This window comes from Limnovirga soli (genome assembly GCF_013106755.1).
In the GTDB taxonomy this organism is placed as follows: domain Bacteria; phylum Bacteroidota; class Bacteroidia; order Chitinophagales; family Chitinophagaceae; genus Limnovirga; species Limnovirga soli.
The window spans coordinates 401,692-423,887 of sequence record NZ_WHPF01000001.1; the positions used below are offsets into that span (position 1 = coordinate 401,692).

Sequence of the window (22,196 nt, forward strand, 5' to 3'; positions counted from 1 at the left end):
CTGCTGCTATTAAAATGTATACCGTACAAAAAAAGCCCTCACCATAAACACACCAGGCCTATCCCTTTTGCACGTTATATAGCAGCCATACAATGTATAAAAAAATACCATGCGCACCGTTTTTACCCCGCTGTTTACAGCACTGCAAAACAGTATGCTATGCCCATGGGTACAAGAACTAATTGAATGTATGGAGCCCAACAAGTGGATACCATATGCAGCTTTACTTGCGTCGCACACTTGTACGTTCGGAATGTTGTGGAGCAGGTATGGAAGGGTAGATGAGGGTGGAGGGTGAGAACTCTAAGGAAGGGGAAAAGTTAAGCGTCAAATTGATTTTTTCTTAAAAGCTCATTGAAATCTATTTATTGACTGGAATATATATTCTGGTTTGACCACTAAAATTGCACCTTTATGTTCGTTGCTGTCAGGAATTAAACCTTGAACAAGAACGCCGCAAAGTCTCCACTTTTTTGTTTCATCATCTTGAAGAAAGGTTGGTGAACCTGAAAATCCTTTTAGCCAATTGTCAATCCTAAATTTTTCAATCTCAATAATGTAATGAATATTGTCAATGTACTTGGTATTTAAAATTGGCATAGCTGTAAACACTTTAAATGTGTTGCGAGGCAAGTAAATGTGATGTTGTTTGTCAAAACCAACAAAAGATGAATCAGTCCGCATGCCTTGTCCGAAAATTTCTATGTCGCCTAATTTTTTGAAGGGTGGCAATACAAATTTTTCAACTGTATTTACATCTTTAAAAAGGGTTTTATCAACTTTTAAAACAAGCAAGTCGGTATCCCTTTCTATTCCAAAGCATGTGTCAATAGTTTGTGGTACTGAAAACTGAATAGCATTAAATAGGGTTGGTATAAATACTATGGCATACTTAAAAGCAGCATATTCCCTTTTTGTAACAGTGTCGCAATTATATAAAGTGTGTTTGGCGGTAACTAAAAAAAGGTTGTCATTTTGCTTAATAAAAAAGCAAGTACCGAAGTCTGCATTTGGGCTATTTGAAAAGCCCAAAAGTGAATATGAGTATTTGCTTAAAGAGTCACCTGGCAAAGGGCTTTCTTGGCAAAAAGATTTAAAGGAACCTAAAATAAAAATGATGAGTAAATATATTCTTGTCATATTAGGTAATATTGAAATTAAATTATTAATCCAATTGCGGACTTTCTCAGGGTGCAGCGAATTAAAGCATTGGCGATGTGGCGGTATTATTTGTTCCTTCCGCCGGGTTCCGCTTCTGATTAAAGATACAAAAGCTCATTTATTATTTTGTTGCCCGGCATTATTCGCCTGCTGGAACTCAGGCCGATTAACAAACAAAAAGTTGAAAATATATTCGTCTACCAGCCATATTGCCAATGCAATCTTAGCGGCTGGTTTTATTCTGTCGTTCGTTTGTCTTTCATCGCTTCGTTTCGTTTTTTCATTTCAACTTGCCATAATTCACCTTGTATTTCCCCCCAAGTTTTTAAATTCAGGTGTTTCTTTACCGTAAATTCACATAAACTTCCAATCCAGTCGTTGCGTCTGTGATAAGGTTTAGAATCTTTTTCGTATTCGTCAAAATGACCCCTAAAACGATTTGGCAACAATTCTTTTGCAGTCAAAATAAGGATGGGATTTGTTGGTCGGTGCCCATAACCTGTTCTAAAATTATTTACAACTCTTAAAATTTCTGTTTTTTCATTTTCTGTTAGTTCTTCATTTAGTGTTGCAAATGTCAGAATTGAGTTGGGGAATTCCGTTCCTAACTCAATCATTCTATTTGCATCGTCAGTTGTAAAGTTTTTGTATGTTTTACATTCACAAAAAACTAAGTCTGGCGGAATATTTTCTTTATGTTTTTCTTGGAGCAGAACTGCAAGGTCAACTTCCTTTGGTTTATTGTTTTTTAGAAGTTCAAAGCCGATTAATGCAGACATATTACCTGAAATGTCGGCAAATTCTTGATTAAATAATTTGAGAGTTAAAAATACCGTTATTAGACCACCAACTTTATTGTTTTTACTGAAAGGTCCAATTCCACGATAAGCCCATTTTATTTCAGTTGGTTGGTGCATTGGCAGACTAAAATTATTTCTGCAAATAGCACAAGTCATCATTTCTTTTAATTCAGATGGAAGATAAAAAGCGTGTTGATGACAAACTTCACATTGAAGAATCGAACCAAACTCAATTATTTTATTTTCTATTATTCTTTTAATGTAATAATTGACTTGTTCATTATTGTTGTTCTTCAAACTTTTCTTTATTTCTCCAACTAATGCCGGGTGATAAACGTTTTTACTGTCTTCAATTAATTCAAGAATTTTAAGCGAAGACTTATTTTGTAAAAAATGTGAACCTCGTATGCCTCCAATGTTCTTTAATACTTCATTTGCGAGACGGCCATTTGAAGTTTCTTTTAGTATATTTCCACTTTTAGCAAAAAACACCATAAAAAAATCTTTCGCTTTTGGAATAAAAAAATACACCTCATCATCATATTTGCTTAGGTAGTAGCTTAAGCCCGTTTTAGAAAGGCGCCATTTATCTAGACTGTATGAATGTGTTAATCTTACCCAATCAATTGTTTCTATACCGTATATCAGTCCTGCATCGTTTAAATATTCATCAAAGTAACTAAATGAAAGATTGACCTTATGTGAAGCTTGAATATTGTAATTGTGATTAAGCTTGAACGGTAAGTTGTCAGTTTTAAACTTTACAAGATTTTCTTGTACTTCTACTTGTGAATACGTAGAATTAATTTCTGTTTTTTCACACAACACTTTGTCGGCTTCCAATACCGACCGGTCTGCTGCCCAAAATCGTGGAAACCAACCTTGAAAAGCGATATTTAACTTGTCTCCAATTTTTTCTCTAATTTCTTTAAATTTAAGGTCAATACTTTGTTTTTGCTCTACTGTTGTTGTCGTGCTGATTAGATAATTAATTAATGAGAAACTTTCAGGCTTGTTTAAATGATGCTGACAATATCGTTCTATTAAACCACTAAAATATTTGTTGCTAATTTGTTTAAGAGGTATGGGAATTACATTCCAACCAAGTGCCCTCAAGTTCCAATAATTAATAATATCATTTAGCCTTTCATCATTTATAAAATATATGCCTTCGCCCTTGTACCAGTGTCTTACAGGATATGCTTTTATTCCTTTCATATTGATATTTAATGTATCAATATTGCGATTTGGAAAATGGTCACCAATGTTGTCAAATGATATTTCAGGCTGTTCAAAAAATGAAGATGATTTTAATTGATTACCTATTTCCGTTTGAAAGCCGTCAACAAAGCAACCAATAAATGATTTCAAAAATAAACAAGAATTTTGAGTGTATGCCAGAGTAAGTTTTAAGTTGTCATTTCTAATAAATTTAAATTCTGTTTCGATGATATTATAAATTAGTTCAAGAATGCTTATTCCATAACTAATTTCTCCCTTTTCTGTGTCAGAAAGAAAGTCTTCTATTGTCAGTAAGGTTCTGTCGCCAATTAATGTCTTAATATAATCTACATCCAAGGAGTTGTCGTAAAGAATAATGTCGGGATCAAAATTGTCTATTGTATTTATATAATAATCTAAAGCGTCATATTCTATACCATATTCACTTTTAAATTCGTTTGGCAAAACTGGGTAAAGAGGTAAAATTGGACTGAAAATTCCGCCCCAATACGAGAACCCAATTTTAATCGCTCTTTCAAATTTACTTTCAGAGTTAGGCTCAATTAGAAAACATAATTTTATTGGTGATACTGTCTGGTTTACGCCTATTGTCATTTCTTATTTTGGTATTGCTTGATGTTTCATTGGTGTCTGTCTTAAAATAGCCGCTTACGGGCAGGGCTTGTTGCAGGGCTGGTATTCATTTCTCATCCTGCCCGGAACCGCTTCTGATTAAAGATATAAAAGTACAGGTTTACAAACAAAAGCCCATCAATGTAGGTCCAGCCCAGATGAAGCATAACAGCGATAAAATGACCATTGCTCCAATGTCTAGCCAGCCTTGCAGCAAACCTGATGTTATAGCCAGTGGTTTTGGTCGACCGTCAATTATTTGGTCAAAATGAGCCGCCATTGTTTGCAAATATTTTCAAAGTCAATTCCTGTGTTTGCTGGACTTGTGCTTGGTAAAGCAATATATTTTATTCCGCTTTTTCTGTCGAAATATTTGTCGAAAAGTGACTTAGATTTTGTTCCATTGAAACCAATTACTTTTAAATTCTTGTGGTTTGATATAAAACTGTCTAAGTCGTTAGGCTCTTCATCTTCGATTGCACTGTCAAGGCTGCCTTTTCTATTTGCTTTATGAGCTACATCCCAAATTCCAATTTTTGATTTTAGTAAAAGTGCTTTTTTGTCCGAGTAGATCAATGGTAATTCATTGCTTGTAATTGTTGATATGATTTTCCAAAATCGGTTTCTTGAATGTCCGTAATACTCACCAAGTTCAAGTGATTTGTCGCCAGGCATAGTTCCTAAAATCAAAATGGTCGTGTCAGCATTTGAAATTGGGTCGAATGAAGTTTTAGTGTGTGTCGAGGCTGCTTTTGGCAATTGTTTTGTTGCTTTTGGTTTATCTGTCGTCCTTGCTACTACTTTAGTTTTTGATTGACCGATTAAAGAAACTGTCGAGCCGTCACGGTCAAAAATGTTTGCATAGTTTCTTGTCCTGCCATGAATTTGAAAAGCTTGAATTGCCGAACCGTCCTTTTTTTGATACCACCCATTTTTATTCAACTCGTCAGCAATTTGCAGGGTTGTCATTGGACGTCCGGTTTGGCGTAAAAGTCTTTCTATTGCTTCGTGAAGTGTCATATTATTCATTTCGGAGACGGATGCTGTTTTACCATTGGCTATAACTCAAGGAAAGATGCTATTAGACATTATACTGTATAATGGAAAGCTATTGATAATCAACAATCTAGCATTATACATTTTGTATTGTTTATAGCAGCAATACAATGTATAAAAAAATATCATACACTCGATTTTTCTTTGCCTTATTTCCAGCACCCAAATAAAATTACTCTACATACCCCATTCATAAAAGCCCAATAGCGTATCCAACCGTACAAGTGTGCGCCGCAATAGATGCCTGATTGTAGTTACCCTAAATGGCTAAAAAATACTAGTATGGTTGGCAGCTCCATTGTTGACCCTTTTAAGTTGAGTTTTAGTCAACATATTTCAGGTCTAGACAAACCCGATGCTGATTGTTTCAATGTCAAGCCCCACTATTGGCAATACAAATGTTGGCTGTAGTTTTATTACTTCCGTCCTGTTTTTCTTATTGTTCCTTTGTCTTTGTATTCGTATAATGCTGAAAGTGCATTGTCTTTTGAGTCATAACCAAAATTAGTTGCACCATCGTTGATATACCATTGACTATATTTTTTTGAAAAAAATAAATATCCCGTTGTACCATCACTGAATGTTACATAATATTTTTCAGATTCACCCATTACAAAGGATGATTTAGTTTGCTCAAATTCAATCTTTTTTACAGTTGGGATTTCCTTAATAGTTTTGTTGCTGTTATTTTCTTGTTTAGTTGATGAACTTGAAGTTGTCGGTTTACTATTCAAAAAATCTGTCATTCCTGTTTCTGTTTGGGATGAACTTACTAACTCGCCATCATTATATATTGCTGTCCATTCATCTTTGGCAATACCCATTAATGTCCATCTTTCAATTTTAAATTGTCCATTTGGCAAGCCATTGGTAAAATTTCCTGTATATCTTAATCCATTTGGCTGCCTTAATGTACCAATCCCATTTTCAATCCCGTCCTTGAATTCTCCCTCATACCAAGTGCCATCGGATTTAGTCCACTTTCCATGTCCATCCGGATTTCTGCCTTTTACTCTCCCCGAATACACATAGTCATCAATCTTGAAGTTTTGAACTTCTGAAAATTCTATTTTGTTAAATTCGGGGTTCTTGTTCAATCGAGATAACTCACTATTACTTGAAAAGCTACTAATTTCCATTTTCATTGTAATAGCTATAGATGGTTTATTATCTCCATTAGTAGGAGAGTTCGCAATTTTTTCAATCACTTCATACCCACCAATCACCTCTCCAAATACTGTAAATTTTTGGTCTAAGAGAGGAGTGCCTCCGACATTTTTATAGATATCTCTTTGCTCTTGGGTATATTTAATTGAATTTTGACTTTCAATTTTATCAATTTCAGAATCGGTATAGATTTTTCCTTGTACAATATAGAATTGATAAGGGTCGCTTGCCTTCTCTGGATTAAAGTCTCTCGCTGCAACTAATGCTCCTCGTTTATGAAAATATTCCAATTTTAATTCCGCAGGAATTCTAACTGTATCATTACTTGACTCTCCTAATATTGTTTCGTTGGTTGCATTTTTGCTTTTAGGGTCTCCGCCTTGAATCATAAAGCCTTTTATTATACGATGAAATGTTAGACCATTATAAAATCCCTTGTTGACAAGATTTAAGAAATTATCTCGATGTAGTGGAGTACCATCGTATAGTTTTATAAGAACGATACCTTTATTAGTAGTTAGTTTAATTACATTTTCGTTCTTGACATTACTACTTTTATTTTGTGCTGATAAAATTCCTATATACAGGAATAATAGTATTGTTAAATTAAAAAGTTTCATATTGAGTTTTTGTAATTATAAAATAATATGATTAGAGGGAATAATATTGAAATTTGCATGAAAATATTTTTATTAGGGTTTTACTCATGTAATGTATATTAAGCAGTAAGGGGAAATTACAGCTAACTCAAGGATTGATGCCATTAGACATTATACTGTATAATGGAAAGTTATTGATAATCAACAATCTGGCTTTATACATTTTCTATTGTTTTATAGCAGCAATACAATTTATAATAAAATATCATACGCTCAATTTTCTTTGTTTTGTTTACTGCACCCAAATAAAATTATTCTAGATAACCCCCACCCAAAAAAGCCCAATAGCATATCCAACCGTACAAGTGTGCGACGCAACGGATGCGGGATAGCAGCTACCCTGCCTGGCCCAAAAAAATACCACTTTGGTTGGCAGCCCCTTATTTCTCTAAAAACGAATGCTTTTTGGATAAAGTGGGAAAACGTTGCGTTTTTAACAAGAGAATTAGGGTTAATAACGCAAATTTTTAGGTTACCCAACCCAAAACTTTAGGTTACCCAACCTAAAATGTTGGGTATTTGACCCAAATTTTTGGGTTAAACACCTAATCTGTTGGGTTATACACCGAAGCTGTTGGGTTAAGGACGGGAGATTTTAGGTTACCAAACCTAAACGTTTAGGTTATATAACCTAAAATGTTAGGTTTTTGGTGGTTGATTTTGCTATATTTTCCCACCCGGGATTTACTGGGTGGTTGGAGAATGAGCCGGGGTTGTATGGGTTGTATTATACCCTGCGTATAGTTGTGCCAGTTAATTTTGTTGCCGCTTAAAACTACAGAACAGAAAATTTTGTGTGGTAGCGAACGGGGTTATATGGTCTTCCGTTATGCAACGTATTTTTTGAAACCCGTTTTGAAGTGCTGTGGTTAAATTTTCTTCGCTGTATTGTGTAATGGGTAAACCGCTACATTTTTCCGGACCATTGTTTGAAAATGTACCAATAGTTAAAAAACCTGAAACAGCGTTTCTTGCCCGCTCCAGGTATTTTGCAACCTGTTCGGCGGTGGTTAAAAAATGGAAAGTTGCCCTGTCGTGCCAGATATCAAAGGTGGTGGTTGGTTTAAATTCGGTGATATCACTTACAATCCAATTTATTTTATCTGCCTGGCTACCCAAACGCTTTTTTGCTTTTTCCAGTGCCTGAGAGGAAATATCGAGTACGGTAATGTTTTCAAAGCCTTCGTTTAGTAAATAATCTACCAGATTACTATCGCCGCCGCCAATGTCGATAATTTTTGCGGTTTTTGTTATACCAAATGAATGGATAAAATCCAATGAGGTTTTGGGCATTTCCTGTGTCCAACTTACCTGATCCGGGTTTTTAGTTTTGTAAACTGTATCCCAATGATGTTGCAATGTATTATCCATCATATAAAAGTGCTGAAAAATTAATATTCTTATTGTAACAAATGTTACAAAAGAACATTTGCTGCCACCAACCGAATTGCTGGTGCAATACAATGGTTATAGTAGTTTACTTTGCAGCAGAGGAAGCCCTGCTATTGCAAATACTTTTGTTGGCGGTAGTTTTTACGTTCTGCTGCAAATCTCCTCCTCTCTTTTTTTGTTACTACTTTACTAACATTTGTAATTCCATATCTATAACTCTCAAATGGAATCGACTTCCTAAATTCTTTCCATATAGCATTTGCATTACATGATTGAAATAAAGTGTCAACAAATGATTGAACCAATTTTGCCACCTGTAAAGTTGAATCCTGGGCCTTTGGTGTCCAATATGTTTTAAAGTCATAGCTAGTTTTGGATGCAAACTCAGTTTTGTAAGTAATGCCGTCAAATCCCTGTCTCCAACCCTTAATTGAATCCTCGGTAGGTAAATATACCATTTGAGATTCCTCTATTAAATTGTGCATTAGCTTAACCGTGTCAACCTGTAATATTCTTTTGGATATTTGAATACGGCCTGTAGGTTTTTCATTAGCAGGAGTAAGTTCCCTCACCCAGGTAGTTAATTGTCCAGAAAAGGAGCTGTCAATATTTTTCCAAATTTCAAGTACCTGAGTTGTATTCCAAAGCCTAAAATAGTAAGTAGATGATGATGTGTCAATTCGAATAAGTGACAAGTCTTTAACCAGGTTTTGTGTAATATGATACCAAATAGTAGTGTCGCCATCTGAATAGGTTACATTGCTAAACCTCTTTGTTTGTGCGAACAAAGTGCTGTAGTAAAAACAAACAATTATAGTTAGTAGGGTCTTCATAAAATTACTGCCAACTCATTTATTGAAATTATCAGGCGTTAAACTGTATAATAGAAAGCTATTGAAAATAAAGAAACCAGCAATATACATTTTGCATAGTTTATCAGTAGATACAATGTATAAAAAAATAGCATGCGGTCAGTTTTATTTGCCTTGTTTACTGCACCCCCAAAACATATATTCTACTTGTGAATACCGATAAAAAAGAACTTGTTGGCGGGGACGCCAACAAAAGCAAAAGGGTATTTTTTGTGTTTCTTTTTTGTTCTTAACAAATGCGGCTTAAAATTGCCATCATCGAGTAGGTATATCCTATGGTGATAGGATTAGTATTCCGTTAACCCGGAACTACCGATGATTGTACTTCCATCCAGCCCCACTATTGGCGTTCCCTTATTGTGTGTTGTGTATTCATCTTGAAGCTGAATATTTGTATCTAATTTTCCCTTCAATTACCGATTGGTCAAGTATAAGTGAATTTGTTGACAACTCACTAACAAACATTTTTTCTGTGATTGTATTGCAGTTAGAATTTACTTCTAAATTATTTGAAGTTTGAAAGCTATATGTACCAATACATTCCTGATTGTTACCGTTAAGATTTTCTTTCTTATTATATTCTCCATTCTGAGTAAATGTGATGGTATGAGCATTATCAATTGAAACAGGGCTCCACGTAAAATCTCCACCGTTAGCATATCCATTAAAAACTTCTATCAGTTGCCATTTTCCTACTATGCCAACATTTTCAATAATATCTGCTTTTTTACAAGATGCAATAGTTGTTATGGCCAGCATTGCGAAAATAAATAACCAAGGTTTCATAAGCGTAATTTTATGTTGTATGAATATTTGACAACAATAAATCCATATCCGTTGCATTTTCCTTTAGGGTTGTATTAAAAAAGCCTCGCCATTGTTGGTCGCCTGACCAACAAAGAAATACCTGATGTTGGTGTCCACTGTACTCGACTTTGTTGATTGCCTGCCCAACAAAGAATTTCCTAATGCTGTTCTTGTAAGGGTTGAGCTTCCGGTGGCGCCCCAGCCAACAGCAAACGACATTAAACTTCTATAATTCATTTATTCATTTCCTGCCAGTAATACCCATGTTGGCTGAAATTGCTTTTAATGGAAGTTAAATAAAAATTATTTGCGATTATCTATTTAAATATATCCCAGGTAAAGAAATGTTAATGCAATTGTATCAAATATGGCATGGCAAATTATCCCATACCACAAATTTTTCTTATTCATGAGTATTACAATATGATAACCGATGCCAGCTAAAAATGCATTTATAACACCATCATATCCGAGTTGAAAATGATAAAGTGCAAAAATTAAATTTGTAATTAGAAAACCAACAGTAAGTGAAATTCTCCGTGGCAGTAATTTTTCTATATAAGTAAATATGAAACCATGAAAAACTATTTCTACATATATACCACCAACCAGCCAACCCATAATAAGAAGAAATATGTATAATCCTGTATTAGCTTTTAAATTGTCGTATAATTCTACATTGGTATCAGGAAGTTCTACTATATAATTTAAAAGAGGGAAAAAGATAAAATATAGGAAGGAGAAAATTAATACTCCGGCTATAGTACCAATTAAAAAACTTTTCAGATTGAATGTCTTAAAGCTAAATCCTAAAGAAGAGAAGTTCTTTTTATCAAATTTAAGGTACAGCCAAATAAATAAAAGAATCGGAATTACATAACCAAAAGGAAGTGGAATTATTTCAAGATGGGGTAGTATAGTTACTACGCAAATTGCCAGTGCTGTTAGGATAATATTTTTTAAATTTGTGGCCATACACACTTTTAAGAGGAAATATAATAAGTTTAAGTTGAACTGATAGCTTGCTTTATTTTTATGGGTTTATTATTTATTTAAGCGTGCTCAGCTAACAATTTCAGCCAACGAAAAAAGGCTTACTGCAAGGCTGGAATTTTATAAGCATTTCCCTGCGAATAAAGCCAGGTTTTGATGTTTATGATGAAGTTAAGAACAAAAGCCCAAAGTTGAATTGCACACCACTACGCATTTGTTGGCCGCCTGACCAACGGAATATTCCCAGCTGTTGGTGTCTGCGTTTTGCTCTTCGCCTTTGTTGGTCGCCTGTCCAACAAAGACTTTCCTGCTGTTGGTGTCCGCTGTGCTTCCGTAGGCGTTCCCGCCAACGGCAAACGAAATTAAACTACTATAATCCATTTATTCACTTTGGTAACAGTTACCTTTAACAATATTGAAAAATTGACGTTGATGTATTGTTACATCGTTTTTTTGGAATGACATTTATGCTGGTTGCAAAATAATTTAACACAAAATAAATTTTACTGATCGTTGTATTTTTTGCGGCTCTATTTATTTCATCTTACATCTATTTTACCATGGCAAATACAGAAACACAGCCGTACCAGGTTGTTAAAAGGGAAGAAGATTTTGAAATACGCCTGTATCCTCCGGCTACCATGGCAACCATTTCAATGGCCGCAAAAACATATAAGGAATTATCCTCTCCGGGATTTAGAAAATTAGCTTCATTTATTTTTGGAGGGAATAATGCCAATAAAAATATTGCCATGACAACGCCTGTACATATGAACATCAATGAAGCGCAATCCTCCATGAGTTTTGTAATGCCATCGAACTATAATAAAGATAATTTACCCAAACCAAATGATGCAACTATAGCCATTGAAACCACTGCTGAAGAATATGTTGCGGCCATCAGGTTTGGTGGTTATGCCAATGATGAGTTGATTAAAACATATGCCGCCAAATTAGCAACTGCTTTAACGGCAAAAGGAATTGAGCATTACGGAAACTTTCGCTTTTTGGGTTACAATGCACCCTATCAGTTTTGGGGAAGAAGAAATGAAATTATTGTGGGTGTTTATTGGAACCAGCAATAAATAATAATCCTAAAGGCCTTCATTTATATTTTGGTTGGTTTTGCAACATAATAGCATCTGGCTGCAGCTGGTGTTTGAACAGTTCAACCATCAGTGTCTCCGCTGAAGGTAAACCGTATTCAACTCCTATAATCAATTTTATTGCTCAGTACATGCTGCGTATATAATCCAACCGTACAAGAGTGCGACGCAACGGATGCCAGATAGCAGTTATGCTGCCCGGCTAATAAAATACTGCTGTAATTGGCCGCCCTTTATTGTCTATTTCAATTAGGTTATAGTAAATCTACTTCCGGACAGGATATACAAATATTGCGTGGTATTCCATCCTTCCTGCTTTTTACAAACCACATGTTAGCGGTTTGTTGCTTTAACGGTTATGGCCTACTTCTTGTTAAATGCAGGCAAAATATACTTTGCATTGAGTTCGTTGCTTGAGGATTGCATATTGTAATGCCCTGCTGTAATTACCGTTACCAAATTTAGTTCTTTAAAAATGTATATTTTTTGACCGCCATTACCCTGCGCCAATTTCCCGTAATACCTCACTCCATTGGCATCTAAATATTTAGTCCACCATAAATAACCATAATCAAGCCCTGCCACTACGGAATGTTTATCTAATGATTGCTGTACCCATTGTTTTGGGATTACCTGTTTGCCATTCCACAAGCCATTGTTAAGATATAACAAACCAAATTTTGCCATATCTCTTGATCGGATATTTAATTGACAAAATGTTTCTCCACTTGATGGATCTGGTTTAAAGTTCCATTCAAAATGTTTAATTCCAATGTCTTTAAAAAGTGTTTGTGCTGCAAATCCGGGCAAGGTCATTTTGGTTGCTTTCTCAATAATACGTCCCATAATGATTGGATTACTGGAACAATATTGACCAATGCCGCCTGGACTATCTACCATAGGCAAGTCAAGTGAATATTGAATCCAATCATTCTCGTATGCCATTTGCGATTCATTACCCACAGCCTTTGGATTGTACACATCACAATCTAATCCGCTTTTATTGGTCAACAAATTTTCAATTGTGATTTGCTTTTTTGCATCTGTATTATGTTTAAAAGTATATTCAGGAAAAAAGGGAAGTACCTTTTCCTCCTTACTTTTGATATAACCCTTTTCAATGGCAATACCAGTGAGTGCCGAAATAAAACTTTTGGTGGCAGAACGAAGTTCGTGTAGCTTGTTTTTATTGTGTTCGTAAAAATATTCTTCAAACACTAGCTTGCCATCTTTGATTATTAACACACTATGAACATTAGGATAAGTGCCATCAACAATTTTTTTTACCATTTCGCTGAGCAGCGCCTTGTCTAATCCCGTGTTAACTAAATTACCTGTTTTCAATCCGTCATTGTCATCCTCGGGTTGCTGGTATACATAGGTAAAATTTGCAGGAATATCAGGTCTTGCATACCACATTTGTTTTGGAAAACTTACTTTTTGTGGTAATGCATTAAAAGTGTCTTTGCCTGATTTAATGCCAACAATTTTATTTTCACTATTTCTTAAAAAAACCACACTATCTTTTACTGCATTTAAAAATATGTCTTTGCCTATTGTTGTAAATGGGTATCTGCTCTCGTTAATAATGCAAAGCAAAATAGTGTCAATTGGTGAAGCTGCAATTTTCAGCGTTGTGTTATTAATGTACTGATAAAGTCCTTCGTATTCTTTCAATTCTTTGTAGGAAAGGGAATATTTTTTTTCAATATTGGGAGATATCAGATTACCTTCTTGTGCAGTAGCATTTTTTATACAACAGATAATGAATATACCGGCGATTAAATGCTTCATTTTATTTGTTTAATTTATTTGAATTTCTTCTTTTAAACCAGAAGAAAAATCCAGCTGAAAGTAATACTGCAATTGAAATACCTATAATTAAATTAATTGGTCTGTCGTCTTTATTTAGAAATGAGTCATTAAAGTATTTGTTAGTTTGTAAATACATTTTACTATTTGGATAATCTATTATGAAATTAAACCTGGATTGCAGACCAATACCAATTACGCCATCTTCAAATGCCGATTCTGCATTGGATTCATTTGCTAACAAAGCAGGTACATTTTCTACTGTAAAACCTGCAATTGATACTGTTGGCACTTCCAAAATTTCTGCCTCAACAACCCTGTTTTCACTTGATGCAATTCCGGCCTTGCCAATTACGGCCATGGTATTATACAGGTCTTCCTTTTTTGCAAATCTTGAATCAAAAGTTAAAGCATTGTCAGCTCCGGTATCAAAAAAATACCAACCCGTAATTATTTTTTTGCCGTTAGAAATTGTAACTGGTACATATAAGCCACCTGTGGTTTGTTTAAATTCTATTTGTGTATACGTATTGATTTTTTCAGGTAGTTTATTATGTATAATCAACCGTTTATTGTCAAAATCTATTTCTAAAATTTTGTTTTGGAATACATTAAACCCAACCAGGGCGCCTCCGTTTTCAAGAAATCCTGCTTCATCAATATAGCATATTGGCATATTGCTGATATTCAAATTACCTAATTGAAGAGTATTATTGCTACTTGTTTTTTCAGTAGATAGCCCGGTAACACTTTCATCTTCCATTAATCCATCAAGGACCAATTTATTCGGTTTGTCAAAATTCTTACCAATAACATAAGCAACCCTGGCACCCAAGTCAAAACAAAAATCTATTTTGGGGCTATTATTGATACTCCCTTTTATGATTATTTGCTTGTTTTGATTTAATGTGAAAGGTATTGTGTCTGTTTCATTTTGAGGGTTGTTCTGTTTTACATATTGATGATTTTTTGTGGTTAAAATCACTGTACATGTATCTGATTCATTTAATAATACTTTAAAAGAATAATCTGCTTCTGCTTCTACCTGCATAGAGATGGAATCAACATCGGTATAGAAAACAACCTGCCTCATTTTGCCATTTTTAGCCAAATGATATACAATGGGTGACTGGGATTTTATTAGATGATTCCAATACCGCGTTTTACCCTCCGAACCATCCCTGATGGATATTTTAGGGGAATTGGCTTTAATTAATTTTACCCCGTCCCGGGCAAATGCTGAATTTGTAAACAAAAAAAGCACAGATAAAAAATATAGAATTGCTGATTTCATTTCCAGGATTTAAAAATTTATTGGTATTTGTCGGCTTCTTGCTGGTTTGGGTGTTGACTTTCTAATGACTGCAACCCCAAAGATGTATGCTATTAACCGGCACTCTGGAAAGCTATTGATATGTATCAAAGCAGCATTTTGTGTTGTTAACAGCAGCAATACAATTTAAAATAAAATTTTCATGCCCACAGTTTTTTTGCCTTGTTTCCTGTACACAAAGTATATTATTCTTAAAACCCCAAAACAAAAAAGCCCCATTAAGTTATAGCCGTACAAGAGTGCGACGCAACGGATGCGGGATAGCTGTTATGCTGCATGGCTAAAAAAATATACAACCTGTCACTTTATCAATATGATACAATTCTACAATTGGTAATGATTGCCGCTTTTAGGTAAGTAAAGCTGCAAATATTTACAGCTAATCTTTAATGGCTTGTTCAATTGCTTCAGGTTGAAACAGTCCCTTTTTCATTTTAAATTTTACCCAGCAAAAAGCAAATACCCCTGACAGGCCAATAAACAAGGCTACATTGATAAAAACCTCTGCTCTTAATTCAGGACTTGGAGAATTATTGATAAACGCATACACCATTCCGGATATGCCAATAATTTGCAATAAAGGAAACCAGGGAGATGTAAACGGCCGCGGATAATTGGGATATCTTTTTCGCAATACCATTACATCTATATGGGTAATAATGTAAGCCAGCAAATAACAGCTTGCCCCTGAAATGACCAGCATCAATAAGCCATCTGTATTGTTTTTAATCAATAAAAGGGCAATGGTGATGATTGTTGCCAGAAACAATATGCCAAACCATGGTGTGCGCCATTTTGGATGCAAGCGCATAAATATGGGTGGTAACTGCTTGTGATGTGCCATACCATATAATAATCTGGGTGTTGTAGCAAACCCTGTACTGATAAACCCACAAGTAGTGGTGATTGATAAAATTAAAACCACCATTTTTCCGGCATCACCAAAAATCATTTTTCCTACAACCAGATGAGGGATTGCTGAGCCGGCAAGTTGATCTGCTGCCACTGATTTCATGGCAACAAATGCTACCAAACTATATGCAAACATTAAAACAATGCATGCGCTAAACATGGCTTTAGGAATATGCTTTGCGGGATTTTTTGCCTCTTCTATAAAATCACACACCATTTCAAATGCAATAAAAGGCCAGAGTGCTACCAGGATTAACGTAAATACAGCACTATCAGGATAGGTAAGCTGTTGCCATATTTCCGCCGGGGCGGTGCCCTCATTAGTAGTTGTTGATAAGCCCGCAAATCCAATCACTAACAGGGTTACCAACATAATAAAGGATACGATACTTTGTACAGAAGCAAACAGATCTATACCCAAAATATTAAGTAAGGTAAATATCCATACCACTACCAGGGCAACATGCGTAAACGTGTCGGGAGAAATGGTATCAACTACATTTTGCAACAACAGTAATTCTCCCAGTGAGCCAAAGATAGCGGGTGCCACATAGGCCGAAAGCGCAGCAATAATAGCGGGAAAATGCCCTATGGAAACGGCAGTATACGTACTAATACTTCCTGCTTTTGGCATCATTAAGGCCAACTCAGAATAAGTTGAAATATAACATAAGGCGATGAGGAAAGCAATGAAAATAGCGATAAAAAAAGCGCCCCCACCCATGCCTGCACCCTGCAATATGGAAACAACAGAGGTTTGAGATACAACTATGCCAATGGTTATTATAAACAATGAGGGAAATCCTAATGCTTTTTTTAGTCCTTTAGTTGCACCTGCTTTTTCATTCATGAATGCTATTTATACTAAAAATAGGTATTGTTGATTAAAGTACTAAAAGCTAAAGAATAGTTTGTAGTTCGAGGTGGGCAATACGGTAATTTAAACTTTAGGGTAAAGCTTTTTTGCGTAAGCAAAACATAACCTTTAACTGGATGATACATGGTGTTGTGTTATAAAATGACATGCATGATAATTAGTAGCGGCAACTTCATTTTGTCTGAACCATTTAACGGCTTAATCTGCCGTTTCTGCAATCTGTTTTAACAATTGCAATACGGGATTTTCTTCACCCTGAGGTGCTTCCTGTACAGCATTGGGTCGATTATCCTCCTGTATAATAGTAAGTGTGGTGATACCGTTTTCGCCCGTTAACACATAATGCATGATAAAATAATTTTCGGGTTTGTCTTCCAAATCTGGCCGGGGTGCAAACAAACTATATTTTACCAGTTGGTTGGGCACCAGCTCCAGCACCTGCCCCCATTGCTCAAATAACTTACCCTGCCATTCGGTACTAAAGCGTATGCTGCTGCCCACTTGCCAGGTAGTGATCAGGTCGCTGCCATATTGCCAAAGTTTTACCATGGCAGGATGGGTAATGGTATGCCACACTTTTTCTTTTGATGCATTGATATGAATAACTGAAATATTGGTTGCCATTTTGCTGGTGTTTATACTGGTGAATATAGGTGCAATTACACATGAATAGTGCTGCACTTTTTAAAAATAGGTTATAAATATTACCTGCAAATATATTTTACCAAATACCAATATTCTGTTTAGCTGCATAAATGATCCAGCCGTACAAGTGTGCGACGCAACGGCTGCGGGATAACAGGTTTAGAGCCGGGCCAATAAAAAAAGCCATTGACCAAATGATCAATGGCTTTTAGAGCATGATATTTTTTTACTGTACAATTAATTTTACAGGCGCATACCCTTCTACCGATAGCATATACACGCCAGCCGCTGGTTTTGCCGGCAAGCTAAGTTGCAAGGTATTGGCAGTTGGTAACAGGTTGCCACTATACACCAGTTTACCGGTAATATTGAATAGCTGCACCTTTAATGCCTGTACGGCATTTGTTGGTAATACCACCTGTACAATATTGCCTTTTACCGGATTTGGATACACAATAATACCAGCATTTTTGCCCTGCACCTGTAAGGTTTTTACCCCATAAATGGTAAAACGACCATCTTTATCTACCTGTGTTAGGCGGTAATAATTAAGTCCATTTACCGGGTGCTGATCGGTTAAGGAATAGGAAGCCATATTGGCTGTTGCATTCCGTGCTGCTACATTTGCCAACAACGTAAACTGGCTGCCGTTTATACTTTTCTCAATTATAAAATGATCGTTATTTATTTCGGCAGAGGTTGTCCACGTAATAGCTACCGTTCCATTGGATTGCAATGCCGCAGCATATTGCAACAGGTTAACAGGCAATAAGCCACTGCAAATTGTACCCACGGTATAACTATGTGGTGTAGCACTGGAATTTCTTTCGCCGCCAGATGGTACGTTATAGGTAAAATAAATGCTAAGCGGTGTGCCATTGGCAATGGCTTTGGTAAATGTAAAATCTGCACCAATGGCCGTCATGGCATAGCCGGGGTAGCCACCGGTAAGGCCTTCGCGTACATAAATATACACATAGGAGCAGCCTTGTATAGGCGATAAAGGATGAAACTGGAATACTGCATTTTCGCCCACCGTAGTTACTTTATAACTATAATCGCCATTATCAACAGTACCACAAAAACCTGCCTCGTTATTAATATTTACCACCACATTTACAATGGAAGAAATAGTGGTAAAAGCACTGTTATCAGTGGCTTTGGCGGTAATAATATAATTACCGGCCGGCACATTTGTCCAGGTAAAACTATAGGGACTGCTAAGATCCGTACCCAATAAAGTAGCACCGTTATAGAATTCTACTTTACTAATGGTGCCATCCACATCTGTAGCATTGGCATTTATAGTAATGGTAGCGGGTTCAGTATAAATGGCATTATTGGCTGGGGATGTAATGTTTACCGATGGCGGCGTACCGGTAATGCCGGTGCAATTATCGCCCACGATATAACTATGCGGGTTGGCACTGCTATTTCTTTCACCACCTGTTGGAATATTATAAGTAAAGTAAAAACTTATAGGTGTTGCATTGGCAATGGTTTTGGTAAAAATAAAATCGCTGCCGGATGCTGTCATGCTATAGCCGGGGTAACCACCGGTTAACCCTTCCCGCACATAAATTAGGGCATAGGCACTACCTGCAATAGGCGCCAAAGGATGAAAAGTAAATGTAACAATGCCGCCAGTGGTTTCTGCCTTGTATTCATAATCACCACTAAATGCGGTGCCGCAATAGCCATTGGTATTAGGCACATTTACAATAATATTTACAGGTATTGAGCTGGTAGCAAGACTGCTATTATCGGTAGCTTTTGCCGTTAATGCATAATTGCCGGCAGCAACATCGGTCCAGGTAAAACTGTAGGGACTGCTTACATCGGTGCCAATGAGGGTAGCGCCGTTGTAAAAATCTACCTTGGTTATACTACCATCAGCATCAGATGCATTGGCATTAATGGTAATGCTGGCTGGCGCTGTAAAGCTGGCTGCTTCTGCAGGCGAAGTAATTGAAACCGTTGGTGCGCCTGCCACACATACAGTACCTGTAATATACGAGTGTGGGTCGGCACTGGAATTTCTTTCACCACCGCTTGGCACATTATACGAAAAATAAAAACTGGTAAGTGTGCCATCGGTAATGGATTTGCTAAAGGTAAAATCAGCACCTGAAGCAGTCATATTATAACCGGGATAGGCACCGGATCCTGCACCTTCCCTTACATAAATAATGGCAGACGAACTACCTGCAATAGGTGCTAATGGGTGAAAAGTATAATACACGGTCCCAGAAGCGGTATACACTTCATAACTATAGTCTCCACTTACGGCCACACCGGTACAAGCCACTGGTTTTACAGAAATAGCCACAGGCGTGGAGGTACTTACATTGTTATCATTATCGGTAGCTTTTGCTGTTAAGGTGTAATTACCTAAGGTTACATTGCTCCAGATAAGACTATAGGGGCTGGTATTATCAGTTCCCAATAATAAGCCGCCATTGTAAAAATCTACTTTGGTGATGGTGCCATTAGCATCTGTGGCTGTAGCATTAATGGTAATAGTAGCTGGTGGTGAAAAACTGCTGTTGGTAGCAGGCGAAGTAATACTTACCGCCGGCACAACAGGATCTGATACCGTAATATTGATAATATCCGATGTAGTGGTTAATCCACCATTATCAGTTGCTTTTACAGTTAGTGCATAATTACCCGCTGTGGCGCCGGTCCAGGTATAGGTATAGGGGCTGCTGGTGGCGGTATGCAATAAAACATTCCCATTATAAAAAGCTACTGTATAAATGCTGCCATCACCATCAGTAGCAGTAGCATTAATGGTTATTGCAGCAGGGGTTAGATAGGTGGCATTATTGGCAGGCAGACTAATACTTGTAGTTGGTGCTATATTACCAGGTGCTGCTACAAATACAATCACAGCTGCCGAAGTAGTTACTGCACCCTCATCATCGGTGGCTTTGGCGGTAAGGGTATCAATACCTGCTGGTACACTGTTCCAGGTATAACTATAAGGGCTGGTGTTATCGGTACCCAATAATGTACTGCCGCTATAAAAATCTACTTTTGTTACTGTACCATTTTCATCTGCAGCGGTGGCATTAATGGTAATATTCGCAGGGGTATTTATAATGCCATTGTTAAGTGGTGCATCTATGGCAACCGTTGGCGGCGGATTTGGCGAAACGCCACCCGTGTAATAAATATCATCAAAGTAAAAATCTGCATTTCCTGCGGCCGGGTCTCCCGCAAACATAAATGCACTTTTTATGGAGAACAAATCGATGTTCATACCCAAATCAGGGTTGCTAAAATCGGCAAGCGGTATGCTTATCTCATGCCAGCTGCCATCCCTTACCAGTCCATATTTTTGGGTGCCGGCGGCAAAGTTCATCCAGGTTTCTCCATGACCGGTCTTAATACCTATTTTAAACTGGCCTGCATAAGTGGTTTTAAAATGAAATTTTAATGAGCCGGTAGCAAAATTCGTAAGGTTAACATACCTGTTATCTATACCCATACCAAACCAGTCGTTGGCGGCAGCATGCACGGCCAGCAGGCTATTACCTTCAAAAGGTGTGGGTGCCGGATTGGTAATATTGGTTAAATTATTCCAGTAATACAAAGTTGCTTCAGTACCAAAATGCAAAGAATCGGTAACAGGTGTTGTTTCGGTTAAAACACCAAAATTGCCGGCGGGGGCATGATCGGTGCCAATATACAATTCATCACCGCTATTCTGGTACAGTTTTACATAATCAACATACATTTTACCCGGTAAAGGGGCAGTGATGGCATTGGTATTAAATATACCAGTATAAGCGCCACCCACGGCCAGGTTTAACAATAAAAAATGCGGGTTATGAAATTCCTCCCGGCTATTATTGGGGTTACTTATGTCAAAAGAAAAATATTGAATATCATCAATAAACATGGTAATGGTTTGTGCTGTCCATACCATTTTATATAGGTGATAATCAGCTGATAAATCAGTGGCATTATCATATGCGGCTACAGTATCACCCTTGGTACCCGCATTATCCCAATGCGCGGCAGCGCTAATTCTTTTATTGGCCAGGTTGGCTTGTAATGCAGCCTGGGCGCCCATTTCCAGTATATCAATTTCACCAATATTTGGCCATACGCCACCTACGGTTCCCAATGTCCATAAAGCAGGCCAAAGGCCATTTTTAATATCGGGCACTTTTATTCTTGCTTCAATAGTGCCATATGTAAAGTGTATGCGGCCTTCTGTTTTAATACGCCCCGATGTAAAAGCACTATTACCAAACATTTCCTTTCTGGCTTCAATAATCAGGCTACCATTTTCTACACGTACATTTTCCTGCCGGCTGGTATAATACTCCAGTTCCGAATTACCCCAGCCACACAATGCCCTTTCGCAGCCATCGCCAAAATCATATGTCCAGCTGTTGCCGTTAATTGCAGGCGAATCAAAATTATCCTGCCAAACAAGTGTTTGCGCCCTTGCAGTAAGCAGGCACGAGAAAAATAGTGCAGCAGCAATAGCCAGTGCCAGCTTCAATCTTCCTTTGGGAAGGTTGGTATAACGCGAAAGTTCATTCATAAAGCAGGAATATTATTTGGTGAAAATGCCTTTACATGCTTTTCATGGTGCTCCATCTTACGGCTAATATTGATACGGTAGTGAGGATGTGGTATCAGTTAACTGCACAATGAAAATAGATATGCATGCAATCCTAGTATGTATAAGACACCCCGAATAAAATATTATACCCTATAAATCCTTTTTAAT

Annotated in this window: 15 protein-coding genes; 1 reads left to right on the forward strand and 14 read right to left on the reverse strand. The window is 36.8% G+C overall.

Annotated features, from left to right (window positions below; all coding sequences use genetic code 11):
* Positions 1-351: 351 nt before the first annotated feature.
* The 9 genes from GD597_RS01500 to GD597_RS01545 form a co-directional block, all read right to left on the reverse strand.
* On the reverse strand, positions 352-1,140 hold the full coding sequence (locus GD597_RS01500; protein ID WP_171606019.1) for a hypothetical protein: 789 nt from the start codon (positions 1,138-1,140) through the stop codon (positions 352-354).
* Positions 1,141-1,397: 257 nt separating this feature from the next.
* The gene (locus GD597_RS01505) at positions 1,398-3,797 is read right to left on the reverse strand and encodes a hypothetical protein (RefSeq protein WP_171606020.1); all 2,400 of its coding nucleotides are present in this window, start codon (positions 3,795-3,797) and stop codon (positions 1,398-1,400) included.
* A gap of 273 nt (positions 3,798-4,070) precedes the next feature.
* Positions 4,071-4,835 carry a DNA-deoxyinosine glycosylase gene (locus tag GD597_RS01510; RefSeq protein ID WP_216368492.1) on the reverse strand — a complete coding sequence of 255 codons (765 nt, stop codon included), beginning with the start codon at positions 4,833-4,835 and terminating at the stop codon, positions 4,071-4,073.
* A gap of 452 nt (positions 4,836-5,287) precedes the next feature.
* Positions 5,288-6,658 (reverse strand): peptidylprolyl isomerase, encoded by a 1,371-nt coding sequence (locus GD597_RS21845; RefSeq protein ID WP_216368493.1) that lies wholly within the window; start codon positions 6,656-6,658, stop codon positions 5,288-5,290.
* Positions 6,659-7,450: 792 nt separating this feature from the next.
* A complete protein-coding gene (locus tag GD597_RS01525; protein ID WP_171606021.1) occupies positions 7,451-8,071 on the reverse strand; it encodes a class I SAM-dependent methyltransferase in 621 nt (206 codons plus the stop codon).
* Between the two features lie 128 nt (positions 8,072-8,199).
* On the reverse strand, positions 8,200-8,922 hold the full coding sequence (locus GD597_RS01530) for a hypothetical protein (protein ID WP_171606022.1): 723 nt from the start codon (positions 8,920-8,922) through the stop codon (positions 8,200-8,202).
* A 411-nt stretch (positions 8,923-9,333) separates the two neighbouring features.
* A complete protein-coding gene (locus GD597_RS01535) occupies positions 9,334-9,747 on the reverse strand; it encodes a hypothetical protein (RefSeq protein WP_171606023.1) in 414 nt (137 codons plus the stop codon).
* Positions 9,748-9,810: 63 nt separating this feature from the next.
* Positions 9,811-10,005 (reverse strand): hypothetical protein, encoded by a 195-nt coding sequence (locus GD597_RS01540; protein WP_171606024.1) that lies wholly within the window; start codon positions 10,003-10,005, stop codon positions 9,811-9,813.
* Between the two features lie 84 nt (positions 10,006-10,089).
* Positions 10,090-10,743, reverse strand: a complete 654-nt coding sequence (locus GD597_RS01545) for a CPBP family intramembrane glutamic endopeptidase (RefSeq protein WP_171606025.1) — start codon at positions 10,741-10,743, stop codon at positions 10,090-10,092.
* Positions 10,744-11,321: 578 nt separating this feature from the next.
* Here GD597_RS01545 and GD597_RS01550 point away from each other — a divergent pair.
* Complete coding sequence (locus tag GD597_RS01550; RefSeq protein WP_171606026.1) at positions 11,322-11,846, forward strand: SOUL family heme-binding protein; 525 nt, start codon at positions 11,322-11,324, stop codon at positions 11,844-11,846.
* 384 nt (positions 11,847-12,230) lie between these two features.
* On the opposite strand, the gene GD597_RS01555 is transcribed toward GD597_RS01550, so the two are convergent.
* The 5 genes from GD597_RS01555 to GD597_RS01575 form a co-directional block, all read right to left on the reverse strand.
* A complete protein-coding gene (locus tag GD597_RS01555; protein ID WP_171606027.1) occupies positions 12,231-13,661 on the reverse strand; it encodes a serine hydrolase domain-containing protein in 1,431 nt (476 codons plus the stop codon).
* Between the two features lies 1 nt (position 13,662).
* Positions 13,663-14,973 carry an aspartyl protease family protein gene (locus GD597_RS01560; protein ID WP_171606028.1) on the reverse strand — a complete coding sequence of 437 codons (1,311 nt, stop codon included), beginning with the start codon at positions 14,971-14,973 and terminating at the stop codon, positions 13,663-13,665.
* 418 nt (positions 14,974-15,391) lie between these two features.
* Positions 15,392-16,774, reverse strand: coding sequence for an APC family permease (locus GD597_RS01565; protein WP_171606029.1), 1,383 nt, complete (start codon positions 16,772-16,774; stop codon positions 15,392-15,394).
* Positions 16,775-16,999: 225 nt separating this feature from the next.
* Entirely contained in the window at positions 17,000-17,425 is a 426-nt protein-coding gene (locus GD597_RS01570) for an SRPBCC family protein (RefSeq protein WP_171606030.1), read from the reverse strand.
* Positions 17,426-17,672: 247 nt separating this feature from the next.
* Positions 17,673-22,007 carry an Ig-like domain-containing protein gene (locus GD597_RS01575; protein ID WP_171606031.1) on the reverse strand — a complete coding sequence of 1,445 codons (4,335 nt, stop codon included), beginning with the start codon at positions 22,005-22,007 and terminating at the stop codon, positions 17,673-17,675.
* Positions 22,008-22,196: the final 189 nt, after the last annotated feature.